Consider the following 13,472-nt stretch of genomic DNA (forward strand, 5'->3'; position numbering starts at 1 on the left):
CACGCGGGCCGGCGGGTCACGCCGGCGCCGCGACGACCGGCGCACCGCTGGACGCGGGGTCCGTGCCGGTCTGCATCATCGGAGATTGATCGGTATGACCGGACGATACGCCGGTCCCCTCGATCCCGTTCGGGTGGGCGAAGCCGGCGAACTGGCCGAAATCGCCCGTCTTGCCGGAGATCTGCGGCGAGAACGGCTTCAGTTCGCCGTCCACGACGATCTCCAGGCTGCCGTCGGCGGACCCGCTCGAACTCGAACTCGACCCGGAGCCTTGGGAACTGCTCGAACCCGAACCGGAATCGCCGGAGCCCGAACCAGATCCGGACCCGGATCCGGACCCGGAGCCGCCCGCACCGCCGGAACCGAGCGGATCGGAACCGCCGGAACCGAGCGGGGGCGGGCCGGAGTCGATCGGCCCGCCGGTCGGCGTGATCGAGCCGTCCACGGCGAGGTCCAGCCCGGCGTCCGCGGCGCCCTCGCCGGGCTTCCACACCACGACCAGCGCGCTGTGGCCGCCGTCCCAGGTCGCCACGTCGCCGGTGATGAGCTGCGACGGGTCGATCCGCGCGCCGATCTGCTTGTCGTCGGTCCACTTCGCGGGCGTGCCCTCGTACGCCTTCTTCGCATCGGTGTTGGCCCGGTTGCCGAAGGCGGCGTCCAGGGCCGCGGCCACCATCGGCCACACCCGCTGGGTGCGACCGTCGGGGAAGGTGTAGAGCACCTTGCCGTCGGTACCCGGTTCCCGGGTGGCCGGGGGACCCTGCGGCGGAGCGTCGGTCTTCGCCGGCGGCGCCGCGCCGGCCTGTGCCGACCCCGCCCCGGCGGCGGCGGCCGACGGCTGTCCGGCCTGCGCCGCGGGCGGCGCGGCGGGCGCCGCGACGACCGGCTGCGGGTAGCCGCGCATGTTCCGATCCGGATCCAGCTCGTTGCGGCGATCCTCGAGGTCCTGGTCGTTCATGCCGCGCTGCATCAGCTGCGACATCAGCATGGGCAGCATCATGCCCATCATGTCCATGCCGCTGCCCCCTGCCCCCATGCTCGCGGGGGTCGCGCCGTACCCGCCGCCGCTGGGATCCAGGCTGCCGCCGGTCGAACCGTTCATTCCGTTGGAACCGTCCAGCCCGCTCGAGCCGTCGAGTCCCTTCGACCCCGTCGGGTCCAGGCTGCCGGAGGGGTCCAGTCCCGACTTGTCGGCGCCGAGATCGATAGGCGTGAAACCGGGGTCGGTGGTGGCGCCCGACGGGGAGGTCGGGTTGAGGCCACGGGGATCGTAGGACGGTTGGGTGGTTCCCGGGTTGGTGACACCGAGCTTCTGCTCCAGAGCCGACAGCCGATCCATGATCTTCTGCAGATCGCTGGTTTTGCCGTCGGTCTCGCTGCCGGTCTTGTCCTGCGCCGTCTTCGCCTCTTCGATCTTGGTCTGGGCGTCGCCGACAGCCTGGTCCAAGAAGGTCAGGATGAAATCGTCCTGAGACCCGCTCGGTGACGGTGTCCGGGCGTTGGCACGAATATCTCCGATAACGGTGTTGATCGATTCCTGCGCCGCCTTGGAAATCGCGGCCGATTTCTTGGCCAGCGGCGCGATCTCTTTGTCCACCGCGATCAGATCGACGAAGGCCTGCCGCAGATCCGAACTCAGCGTGGAGTAATTCGCGACGACCTCGCCCGCGAGGCTGGCGCCGAGCGAGTCCTTCGCGACCGCATCCGGCGGAACGTTCGGCCCGCTGTCGGGCGGATCGGTTTTACTGTCCTTGCCGCAGCTGTCGTAGAGATCCTTGAAGAATCTCGGCATACCCCGATAAATGTCTTCGGTGGCCTTGCTGAACCGATATGCGTCCGGATACTTCGGAGTCTCGGACCTCATGTTCGGCATCTGAATTACCGTCATCGGCATAGCAGGACTCCTATGTCGGCGTCGGCAGGTCTATTACCGGAAGGCTGGCGACTTTATCAGCCGGGTTGTTACCGCCGCCCGCATTCCAGAAATCCGCCCCGATCGCCGATCCGACACCCGTACCGATCGCTCGTGAACCCCGCAGCAATCCCCGCGGTGACGCCACCGCCCGCGCGGTCCTTGCCCCGAAGGTGCGCGCGCCGCGCGCCACCAATCTCGAGCCCATCCGGCTCCCCACCGCCCGGCCGAGCACCCCCGACAGCAGCCGCCCACCGATGAGTCCGCCGGCCAGGCCCATTCCGGCAGTGGTCGCACCGGCCTTGAACCCCTCACCGACATCACCTTTCTCGATACCGGTCCACACACCGTCGAGCAGGCCGGAGACCGCGGCGCCGGTCAGCGGCCCGCCAGGAAGGAAGCTGGCAGCGAAGCCCACCCCGCCGACGATGGCTTCTTTCCAGCTCAAGCCGAACATGCGATCACCTACCCGATCCGCTACGAACCTCGACACCGCGCGATGGGACGTCCGCGGCATCGCCGGAGCGCGTGCGCAACGACGTCCGGTCGGTGCCTACCACGCTTGTCCCGCGAGCCTCCACCGCCGAATCCACCTTCCGGTCGAGCGGCCGGAATCAGTCCGAGGTTCCGACGATCCCGCGACTACCGCCACTGCACCAGGGAACTTCCCTGGGCTTCACCATTGTCGAGGATTCCCAACATTGGGAACCGACGTTCCACTCGCACGTCCAGAATGAAGGTCCGACCGAGTGAGCATTCCAGAGGTGCGCTATTGCCATGACTGCCATCACCTTCCAGGGCCCGGAGAACGATGGAGTAGCCGACCGAAATGAACCCCTCGCACCCGTTTGAGCCGAACCGGCCGCCTACTGAGGCCACCGCGGCCGCCGCGCGACCGGCCTTCCGCGCGGCGGTCGCCGCCGGCGGTGGGCGATGACCAGCCCGGCGGACGTGGCGCCCGAACCGACCACGGAGGACGCCGAATCCGAAGGCCACGACGACACTTCGGGTTCGGCCACGCCGTGGACGCGACCGGGGCCCCATCGCTCGCGGCCCGAGGACAAGGTCACGCCGGGCGCGCCCGGGGCCACCGACCAGAACCGGCCCGCCGCGCAGGGGCAGCCCGGCCAGAACGGCCAGAACGGCACGGGCACACCGGGACCCGGCACCACCCCCGTTCCGGGCACCGGCACGACGGCGGCCCCGCCCTCGGCCGCACCGGGTGCCGCGCCCGCGGCACCGCCGCCCGCCGCGCCGCAGCCCCCGCCGCAGGCCGCTGTAGCACAACTGCCCGCTCCGCCGCCCGGCGCGGAGCCCCCGCCTCCGGAACCGGGCATCGACATGGACACCGTCGCCGAGCTGGCCCCCGCCGCGCTGTCGGCGGGAGCGATGGCCATGGCGATGCTGCCGATGCTGGCCTCCGCACTCTCCGGCCTCAACGGCGGCGGCTCGAACGGGCAGACCGGCGGCGCGACCGGCACGGGCACGGGCGGCGCGTCCGGAACCGGAGACGGTCAGCTCTCCCCCGAGGCGCAGCACGCGCTCGCGGTGCTCAAGAAGCTCCAATCCGTCTACGGCTCCGACGATCCGCTCGGCCCGAACACGAAACATCTCGCCGACGAAGTCACCTCCGGCTCGACGGGAAGCGGGACCACGGCCAAGGCCGTGAAGCTGCGGCGGCTGTACCAACGCACCGCGGCGAAGGCGTTCAACAATCTCGACAACCAGCTGTTCCGCTATATGCGCAGCATCGCCGGGAACAACAAGATAAACAAGAAGGCCGTCAACCAGCTGATCCGCGAGGTCGATACGGCCCTGGCCGAATTGGGCCCGGCGGCCTACACCAAAGCCGGTCAGCAGAAGGTGCATCAGATCCTGACCATCGCGGTGCAGCGCGCGGAAAAGATCGTCTCCGCCGACAATGTCACCGCCGCCCAGACCGCCGCCGAGATCAACCAGCTGACCAAGCAGTACATCTACAACCTGGCGGGCAAGAACTACACCGCCACGAACGCGGCCGGGGGCGCGGGAGCCGGTGGCTCGCCCGCCGCGCAGAAGGCGATTCAGGTCGCGCTCGCCCAGGTCGGCGATCCCTATGTGTGGGGGGCCGAGGGCCCGAACTCCTTCGACTGCTCGGGACTCATGCAGTACTCCGCGCGAGCCGCCGGGGTCAATATTCCGCGCGTCGCCGCCGACCAGTACCGCTCGCTGCCCAAGGTGCGTCCCTCCGACATCCAGCCGGGCGACCTCATCTTCCCCGCCGCCCAATACAACGGCGGCAACCCGGGCCACGTCATGATGTACATCGGCAACGGGAAATGCGTGGAGGCGCCCAGCGCCGGAAAGAACGTCCAGGTGACCTCGCTGCCGAGCAGCTACTACGCCGCGCGCTGGGCGAACTGACCGCCGCACCCGCACTCAGTACCCGACATACGAACCCCCCGAACGCATCTGCGCCACCCCGGGCACGTCGCTGACCGACCCGTACCGATCGATCGCGTAGCGCACTCCGGCGATGATGTTGTCCACCGGATTCCAGATGTCCCGATGCCCGGGCAGCGCGTAGGCATTGAAGGTGGAGTCGATGGTCTGCATGATCCCCTTCGACGGGTGCCCCGCCGCCGCATTGCTGTCCCACAGATTGATCGCGTGCGGATTGCCGCTCGACTCGTGCTGGATGATCGCCGCGATGGCGGACGGATCTATCTGACTCAGGTCGTAACCCTGCTGCCGGAGGATTTGCAGCGCCTGATTGATCCACATGCCCGTATTGCCGGACGGCACTCCCGACGGCGGTCCCCCGCCCGTCGCCGCATGCCGCGTCGGCTGCGCCGCACGAACCGGATTCGACTCGGCGACATAGCGATTCGCCAGCGCCGACACCTGCTCGGCCGTCACGGCGGTGGCGGCCTGGCCCTGCCCGAGGACCGATCCGGCGCGATGCAGCGCGTTGCCGAGCGTCTCGATCACCTGGCGCTGCCCGGCCGCGGTGTTGGCCACCGGCCCGAGCGCCGTGAGCGCCGCGTCGGTCTCGGCGATGATGGCCTGGATCGCCGCCCGGCCCGCCGTGGTGTCGTCGGCGGCCCCGCCGAGCAGCCGCGACAGCTCCGCGTTGAGATGCCCCATCGCACCGCTCTGCCCGGCCCGATTCCCGTTGTCGGCCAGGTAGTTTCCGCCCATCGCGCCGCCCCAGGCCACCGGCCCGGTCGGCACGTCTGTCGCGAACGTGGGCGGTGCGTACGGCTGTCCGGAGTCGCCCGGGGCGCCGGTCCCGTATTGGGCCGCCATGGCGGTGAGCGCTCCCATGGCCGCGGCCGCCATCGGCAGGGACGCTGCCGCCGCCATGCCGTCGGCCTGTGGAGCCGCGGGCGCGGGCGCGGTCTGGGCCCCGGCCGAATTTCCGGCGGTGGGAGCCGAAGATGCCTGCGCCGCAGCGGGTTTCGCGGTCGAGACGGGCGCGGGCGTCGACCCGCGAGGAGTGCCTTTCCGATCCTTGCGATCCCGGCGCGGCTCGGCGACGGCAATGCTCGGCCGCGCGTCCACGCCCTCGCCGACGCTCGGATCAGGTCTCTCGCGCTCGCCCGCCATTCACTGCCTCACAGCGCCCGCCGTCTTCGCCCGGCGCGGCGCGCCCGGTTCACGCGGCACCCCGCAGGACCCGCTTCACCCGCACGTCCGCACCCGTCGGAATGTATTGCTCCACCGCCTGTCCCGTGCTCGGGTCGATGGTTACGAGCTGAGTCCCGCCGACCGACACTCCGACCCGCGTGGGCGCGTTGTTGCGGAAGTCCCAGAACACCAGGTCACCCGCCGACGCCGCGGCGGTCGCGACCCGCTGACCGCACGCGGCCTGCTCGGCCACGGTGGCCGGCAGCGACACCATGGTCGGCAGGCCGGGCTTGGAGATGTCGGCACACGACTCGGCCTGCACGGAACCGTCCGACCCGTAACGGATCTGCGGCGCACCCTGCCCGCCGGCCGCCTCTTGCCCGTTCGCGCCCCCGGAACCGCAGTTCCCGGTGAAGGGCGCGGCCGACGCCTGCGCGATCACCGACCGCGCGAACGCCGCGTCGCCGCCGCTCTGCGCGGCCCCGCCGCCCTGCGCTCCCGCCAGCGCGAGCTGCCGGGCGCACTCCGCCGCCGTCCCACTGTTGTACCCACGCAGCGGCGGCAGCTGATAAGGCGCGGCCCGCATCGCGGTCAAACAGCTACGCTGCCAATCGTTCACGGACTTGTCGTCGGGCGCCACGGTGAGGCTCGCGTACGGATTCGTGGACGGCACCACCGAGGGCGTCGCGGTCGGATACCGCGACTCGTCCCCGCCCGCCACCGGCGGCTCGGTCATGACGACCGACGACTCCGGGCCGATCGCGCTGTCGCACTGGTAATGAAAGTCCGACGCCAGCGCACCGGTGGTGCTGCCGGTGACCGTAACCACCAGAATCATGACGAACACGATCACCGCCACCACGGCGACCACGATCCAGCCCCAGGCGGGAACCATCGCCAGCAGCATGGTCACCATGATCACGCGGTTGAGCATCTGTCTCTCTCCAATTCAGCGTGTCCGGCCGAGCGGCGAGCCCTACCGCAGCCTCCTCGCCACGTCGGCGAGGCCGTCACGCCACCGCGGATGCGGCCGGTTGGGGCCGGCCGCGCCGCCGCTGGGCACCACCGACAGCGACGGCACTCGTTCTTCGCCGTGCAGGCGCTGTTCGGTGCGGAGGGTTTCGTAGACCTCGTCGCGCACGGCGCGCATGCGCGTCTGGTCCGTCACGTCCGCCATGACGCCGTTCTCGCCACTGATCACTTCTTGCAGGCGCTTGGCGTGCTCGTTCTTGATCCAGTTCTGCATGCGTTCCGCGTCGCGAGCCGACAGGTTGGCAGGCAGCAGCGGGGAAGCGGCAGCAAATTGGCGCCCCTGGACGACATTGCGCAGATCACCCATCATAAGATCGCGCTCTTCGCTGGTTGCATGGTCGAAATAGTGGCGGACGAACCTGAACTGTTCACCATTGTTGTAACCGCCGTCCAGATCGACACCACCGCGACGGGTTCGGCGAAGCCTGCGCGCCGCCTGCTCCATCGTGGCGTAATCGGCAGCGACCTCGTCCGCGTCGATCCGCCCGAAGAACGAGTGGCCGCCCTGGTTGGGAGCGCGGAGGTACGCGATCGTGGACTCCTGGGCGCGATGCACCGAAGCGACCATCAACGACAGGTCGTCGTCCTTCAGCGGCTCGGCCTTGGCCATCTTCTCCACAATGGCGCGCGAGCGGCCCGCGTACCGGGCCATCCGCTCGTCGGTACCGCCGGCTCGCCGGTGCGCGCCCTGCACATCGGCGATACTGCCGTCGTTGTCCAGCACGCCCTGCACACCCGCCGCAGTACCGCGCACTGTGTCCAGTCCGCCGTACACCTCGGCGTCCTCGGCGAATTGCATACCGAGTTGTTCCCACTTCATGTAGGAGGCGTTGTACATGCCGTTGTAGCCGCCCATGCGGCCTTCGTCCACCCACACGCCTCCCTGCGCTTCGGCCATTCTCGCCTTCAGCCGCGACTGCGGATGGAACGATCCGGGCAGTCCGCCCAGAATCCATTCGCTGAGTGGCGAATTCGCCAACGTGCTCGCTCCGGCGAACACCGCCAGTCCGCTCATGTGGCGCTCCGCGCCCATCTGGCCCATCCCGATGGCCCGACCACCGCCGCCACCACCACCGCCGCCACCACCACCGCTGCGGATCAGTCCGCCCTGGGTGGCCAGCGCGAATCGGTTCGCGACCCATTCGTTGCCGTGGTCCAGACTGTCGCCCAGCTTCCCCAACTGCATGATCGCGACGATCATCACCACCGCGCCGATGAAGAACACCGCCATCTGCTGTCCCGGAGCCTGTTTGAACAGATTCCCCATGAACAGCACGTAGAAGCCGAGAAAGATGGTGTAAGCGGCCATCTTTCCTGCCGCGATGAATCCGTCCACGACATTGCGGATGAGAAATGTCTGCGTCGGGCCGTAGATGAATCCGCCCGCGGCGAACCCGAAGATGCACATGATGCCGTGATAGATCGCGTCCATGGCGGACTTGATGATCTTGATGCCGAGATACACCGCGAAGGCCAGCAGCACACCACCGCAGAGGATCAGGATCAGTCCCGCTCCGATCTGGCTCACCGAGACGTCGTCGGCGGCGGCGTACGCCGCGGCATCGCCGCAGGCTTTCATGCCGTTCTTGATGCGTTCGCTGCTGCCGGCATTGACACCGGCCGACCACATCGCCTCGCAGTTGGGCCGCTGGTCGACCACGTGCCCGAAATTCCAGACCTGCAACGGTTTTCGCGCGAAGTTGTCGGCCAGGTCGGCCTGCATGGTTTCCACCAGCTGCTTCGGATTCGGATTCGAATTGCCGTTCAGCCCGGCGGCCACCGTGATACCGACATTGCGCCCCTGCGCCAGCCACCCGTTGGAGCCGAGCACCTCACCGAGCGGGTGGGCCAGGAACATCGTGCCCACGATCGCAACGCCGAGCATGGTGACGACCTGCAACGTCGCCTTGGTATAGAAACCGCGCGTGACGAAGTAGGCGACGAAGAACGCGCCGATCGTCGCGGCCGTGATCAACATGATCGAGGTCGCGAGCTGGTTGGTCAGACTCTCCGCCACACCGCGCAGGGCGGCGCTGAAGATGTCCAGCCAACGGAAACTCAGCGCCCAGCCGATCAACCAGATCGAGGACGTGACGAGCACGCTCCACCCGGCGAACTCCAGATTCACGATGATCGAGATGCCCGTGTCCACCGGATGGAACAGGCCGCCGGGGTCGGTCACGATCTGGTACCTCGACAGCGGCACGCCCGCGGAGTCGTGGATGTTCATCCAGCTCAGCCCACCGTTGCCGGGATCGCTTGTGCTCGTGTCCGTCTCGGTAGCCGTGGCAGTCTGTGCCGTGGCCACCGCGCCGACGATCAGCGGAAGTCCGAACAGCGCGAACAGCGTCACCGACGACCACACGGTCCACCACCGGCGGCGCGTCACGGCGGTCCAGCTCACGAACGTCTGCCACAGCGCCGAGGGACGCCACTTGCGGGCGTCGAAAAGATCCATCTGCCAGTTGAAGAACCGCAGTTCGGCCTGGGTACGGCGATCGGAACCGCCGACGATGATCATGACACTGCCTGCCGTTCCGCCACCATCTTCCGCGCCACCTCGGGCGTGCTGCCGATCGCCTCGGCCCGGTCCGGCCGGGCGGGGCCGAGCACCTTGCCCCGGCCGATCCGGTTCAGCGCGTCGCGCATGAACATCTCGCCGCGCCGCTCCTCGGGGACCTGGCGGCCCGGACCGACCGGGGGCGAGGTCTCCTCGCGCAGCACCTGCAACAGGAACGGGGCCTCCGACAGATCCACGCCCAGCCACTCCAGGCTGTTGCGCGCCAGCGTCTCGTCGCGCTGCCGGAAGACGAACCGGTTCGGGATCAGATTGTGTGCCGCGCCTTGGAAGTCGGTGGCCGGGTCGTGCGAGGCCAGTCCGATCGCGGCCAGATGCTTTCGGCCGTCACGGCTGAAATCCGAGGTCACCGCCCCGCCCACCTGGGTCTGCGTGAAGTGGTGCGCCTCGTCGCCGACCAGCAGGCCGAAACGTCCGTTGTCGGTGAGGAACGCGTCCCTCGCCGCGACGCCCACCAGCTCGTACAGCGCGGTGCCGAGCCGCTTGGTCAGCGGCAGCCGGTTGTACAGGTGCGGGGTGGTCAGTTCCTCCGCGGACGGCAGCGACAGCTGGTGGCTGCGCACCACCGTGGCCGCGGCGTCCAGCCGCAGCGTCGGCAGTCTCGGATCGAACAGCACCGGCATCCGGTCGACGATGGTGCCCAGCCGCGCGGCCAGATCCGCGTACTCCTCGCCGTACCGGCCCTCGTCCCGCATTCGGCGCACGACGTGGAACAGGTCCAGCATGCTCCGAATGTTGTGCTCTTCCATGCCTTTCTGGCTCAGCAGGTTGCCCATCGCCGCGCCCGCGCCGCTGGTCGGCGACAGGTCGAGCAGGGGCAGGATCGAGTCCAGCGTGCGCTCCCCGGCCACCCGCCGGGGGAACAGCCGCAGCGGATCGAGCGAGACGACCGGATTGCTCAGATCGATCACCACGGCGTCGTCGATGGACGAGGCGAAATGCTCCCACTCCCCCACCTGACTGCGATCGATGGCGAGGAACTGGCCGCCCATGTCGTGCACGAGCACGGCCATCAATTTCAGGAAATACGACTTGCCCGAACCGAGTTCGCCGGTGACCGCGAACGACGCGGACAGGTCGTGCAGCGCCGCCTCCATGATGCCGAAATGGATGGGCTCGAAATTGCCGGAGAGCAGATTGACGCCGATCACGGGCCCGCTGTCGTCACCGATCTGACTGGTGATGAAGGGTACGAACCCGGCCCACATGTCCGAGGGCACGATATGCGCGAAATCGTCGTAGGCACGCCGCATCGGGCTGCCCGGAATCATCATCGACCACAGATCGACCTGCGCGCCCAGCGGCGTGGTCATCTCCACCTGGAACCGCTTGTACCGCCGCTTGATCTTGTTGACCGCGTCCATCGTGGTCTCGTGCGACGAACTGCCGACCGCGATGACCGTGGTGAACGAGACCTCCGATTCGCCGCCGTTCACCTCGAAGTGGTGGTTGTACTCCGCGAGCGCCTGCGCCTTCGTCATCAGCGTGTTCTGCGCGAAGGACATCTCCTGGTCGCGCTGATCCATCTGCTCGCCCAGTCGGCGCAGATTCAGCTCGTTGTTCTTGAGTACCATCTCGGCGGGCTTCGTCGAGACCCGGATGCCCCAGTCCACCGTCACATCGTCGAATCCCTCCAGCACGGAGAGGAATTCGCTGCCGCCCGGGAACGTCATGCCCGCGTAGGGGAACGAATGCGGCGTGATCATCGCCTGGTACGAGGGCCAGTAATCGTAATCCGGCTGCACCACTTTGATCACCGGGACGAAGGACGGCCGCACCCGCCGCTTGCTGTCGGACTGTGCCCCTTCGTCGAGCGCAGCGGACCGGAACACCGCCGCGGTCGCGTCGTCCAGAATTCCCGCCCGGGTGGGCGCGACGGGATCGCCGCCCGCGCCCCGGGAAAGATAGTGTTCCCACAGCCATTGGAACAGCGACGCCGGTACGGGGGTCGGCTCGAACTCGCTGCCGATCCGCGACAGGATCTCCTTCGCCTTCTGGTCGTACTGCTCCAAGTCGGCGCGCGTGATCCCCGAGGTGTCCACGCTGGCCGAGCCGCCGCGCAGGACCCGGGACAGGCCGGAGATGGCGGAGCTGGTCGTGCCCACCGGAATGGTCAGCAGATGCAACCTGGTCTGCGGCATGATCGACCGCACCCGCTCGTAGGAGGCGACCACCTCGAGCGCGTAGTCCTCGCACTCGTCGAGGTCGATACCCTCCACCATCTTGCTCAGCACGTCGAGGGTGTTGAGCCGCGCCTGAATTCCCAGCAGCAGCGAACCACTGGGCAGATTGTTGATCAGAGCGTGGTGCGCGGACTTCACATCGTATTTGTCGCTCTCCTTGCGGAGACCGTAGCCGAGGGGCGTGATGAAATAGGTCGCGGTCACCAGTCCGGCATGGGTGAATTGCAGATTGCCGCGAATGGCGGCGGTGGGCTGGAGTTCCCGTTCGAATGCCATCAGCCTCGCCCTTCCGCCGCGACTCCGTTGCCGTTCACGGTCGTCATGCGCTTGGACACCGCACTCCACCGGTCGACAATGCTCTGCGCCGGTTCCAAGACCGAGACGGGCGCCGGACCGGCCGCCGCGGCCGTGATCTGCTCACGGTCGGGAAGAATCACCACAATGCTCTCCTCGATGAACATGGTGTGCCGCGCGGACTCCTCGGTCACCGGCATCCCCGCTGCCGACACCGGTTTGCGGACGAGGATCAGCCGCCCCACCCACAGAATTCGCGAAGTGGTCCGCACGCCGGTGTAGGGCACCAGCCCGAGACCGAACACCGCGGCGATCGTCACGATCGTGCCCGCGATGAAGGTGACGGCGGGATTCAGCGGCAACGTCATGGCGAACACCGAAGTGATCAGCATGAGTACCACCCCGCCCACCACCTGAGGCAAGGTATACGGCCCGAACGGCAGTTTCTGCCCGTTCTGCGCCTTGCCGACCATGGTCGGCACCCGTTTGACCGGGGTGTATACCTTGATCAGCTGACTCACCGATAACTCCCGATCGGGTGATCGGGAACCACGTTGTTGGCGTCGACACGGGCATAGTTGATCAGGGTGGGCAGGATCCACAGCAGCACGGCCGCGAGGATCGCCGACCCGGCGACCATCAGGATCTTGCTCGGCGAGAGCTTCGACTTAGCGCCCTCGGAGATCAGCAAGCCGATCCCGACGATGGCGATGATGATCATGCCCAGCCAACGCACCGTCTCCAGAATGTATTCGAGAATGATGCCGAGTTGAGTGCCCATTTGACTGCCCTTTCCGGATCAGTTCTGACGTGCGGGCGGGACCGACACCGTCGTCGACGGCGCGGTTGTGGTGGCTTGTGCGGCAGCCCCACCCTGGTTCTGGTCGGCCACGATCGTGAGCGGAGTCCGCAGGGCCGGTATGGCGTCCACCGATTGCACCTGCCACTGTCCGGTGGGGCGCACGAGAGTCAACGGGTAGGCGAGCGTGGGGACGCCGCCCTCGGCGCCCTTCGCGTTGACCGAGGCCAGCACGTGGGCGGTGGAACCCGTTGCGCCGCAACCGTTGTCGTCGGCGGTCACCGAGGCCGTCTCCACCGTGGTGAACGGCGACGGCGACGGCGCGACGATTCCGGAGTTCAGCACGGTGTAGCGGGACAGGTCGCCGTTGCCGGACAGGTACGCCTTGACGAATCCGATGGCCACCTGCGCGAGCGGGGTGTCCGCGGCACAGGTCGCCGTATAGGACAGGGCGACATCGCCGCCGCGCGCCGGCGCCTCCACGAGGCTCGGGATCGACAATGCCCGCAACCCGTCGGTCACCGAGATCGCGACCCGGTAGTACTGGCGCGCCGCACCGTCCTTGCCGGTGGCCGCGACCGCGCCGGGCCCGCCCATGCGGACCGACACGGTGACCGACCAGATCTCGGCATTGCCCGCGGTCAGCTTGCGCGACGAGTGCACCACCTGCGCGTCGGCGACCTGGCGGTGATTACTGGGCAGCGTGATCTGTTGTCCCGCACTGACATACTGCGCGATCCGCTCCTGCTGATCGGAGGTCGCGCCGAGATAGGTCACCACGAAATCCCGGGCGAACGACTCGGCCAGGTCGGAACGTCCGATCAGGCCCACGGTCGTCTCGTCGGACGGGCCGGGCGGCGGCGAGGAGAACCAGCTCAGGACGGCATGGACACCACCGAGCACGGCGAGCACGGCCAGTCCCGCGACGAGAATATTGTCGCGGCGGCGGCGGACGGCCATCCGGCGAAGGAGTTCTTCACCCGAATCCGCCGATCGCGCCTTTGTTCTCACCCTCGAAATAGTAGAGAGCGCATTCGTCACCACCGGGTCCCTCACTTCCCGGCA

General features: G+C 68.0%; 10 protein-coding genes. 1 reads left to right on the forward strand and 9 read right to left on the reverse strand.

The features are described 5' to 3' along the window. Positions 1-16: 16 nt before the first annotated feature. Both IU476_RS29740 and IU476_RS29745 read right to left on the reverse strand, forming a co-directional pair. Positions 17-1,792 (reverse strand): hypothetical protein, encoded by a 1,776-nt coding sequence (locus IU476_RS29740; RefSeq protein WP_195105604.1) that lies wholly within the window; start codon positions 1,790-1,792, stop codon positions 17-19. Positions 1,793-1,904: 112 nt separating this feature from the next. Then, positions 1,905-2,369 (reverse strand): hypothetical protein, encoded by a 465-nt coding sequence (locus IU476_RS29745; RefSeq protein ID WP_195105605.1) that lies wholly within the window; start codon positions 2,367-2,369, stop codon positions 1,905-1,907. A 476-nt stretch (positions 2,370-2,845) separates the two neighbouring features. On the opposite strand from IU476_RS29745, the gene IU476_RS29750 reads away from it, so the two are divergent. Beyond that, the gene (locus IU476_RS29750; protein ID WP_195105606.1) at positions 2,846-4,315 is read left to right on the forward strand and encodes an NlpC/P60 family protein; all 1,470 of its coding nucleotides are present in this window, start codon (positions 2,846-2,848) and stop codon (positions 4,313-4,315) included. 15 nt (positions 4,316-4,330) lie between these two features. Here IU476_RS29750 and IU476_RS29755 read toward each other — a convergent pair whose 3' ends face one another. From IU476_RS29755 to IU476_RS29785, 7 genes are all read right to left on the reverse strand, one after another. Beyond that, positions 4,331-5,500: a transglycosylase SLT domain-containing protein gene (locus IU476_RS29755; RefSeq protein ID WP_228824528.1), complete on the reverse strand. Its 1,170-nt coding sequence runs from the start codon at positions 5,498-5,500 to the stop codon at positions 4,331-4,333. 49 nt (positions 5,501-5,549) lie between these two features. Next, on the reverse strand, positions 5,550-6,455 hold the full coding sequence (locus IU476_RS29760; RefSeq protein ID WP_195105607.1) for an NlpC/P60 family protein: 906 nt from the start codon (positions 6,453-6,455) through the stop codon (positions 5,550-5,552). A 42-nt stretch (positions 6,456-6,497) separates the two neighbouring features. Beyond that, a complete protein-coding gene (locus IU476_RS29765; protein WP_195105608.1) occupies positions 6,498-8,906 on the reverse strand; it encodes an ABC transporter permease in 2,409 nt (802 codons plus the stop codon). Positions 8,907-9,070: 164 nt separating this feature from the next. Next, a complete protein-coding gene (locus IU476_RS29770) occupies positions 9,071-11,590 on the reverse strand; it encodes an ATP-binding protein (RefSeq protein WP_195105609.1) in 2,520 nt (839 codons plus the stop codon). Then, positions 11,590-12,129, reverse strand: coding sequence for a hypothetical protein (locus IU476_RS29775; RefSeq protein WP_324194418.1), 540 nt, complete (start codon positions 12,127-12,129; stop codon positions 11,590-11,592). The genes IU476_RS29770 and IU476_RS29775 overlap by 1 nt, the downstream gene beginning before the upstream one ends. Beyond that, positions 12,126-12,389 (reverse strand): hypothetical protein, encoded by a 264-nt coding sequence (locus IU476_RS29780; RefSeq protein WP_187684214.1) that lies wholly within the window; start codon positions 12,387-12,389, stop codon positions 12,126-12,128. Before IU476_RS29780 ends, IU476_RS29775 begins: the two co-directional genes overlap by 4 nt. A gap of 18 nt (positions 12,390-12,407) precedes the next feature. Then, positions 12,408-13,418 (reverse strand): conjugal transfer protein, encoded by a 1,011-nt coding sequence (locus tag IU476_RS29785; RefSeq protein ID WP_324194420.1) that lies wholly within the window; start codon positions 13,416-13,418, stop codon positions 12,408-12,410. Positions 13,419-13,472: the final 54 nt, after the last annotated feature.

It is taken from the genome of Nocardia blacklockiae (assembly GCF_015477355.1).
In the GTDB taxonomy this organism is placed as follows: domain Bacteria; phylum Actinomycetota; class Actinomycetes; order Mycobacteriales; family Mycobacteriaceae; genus Nocardia; species Nocardia blacklockiae.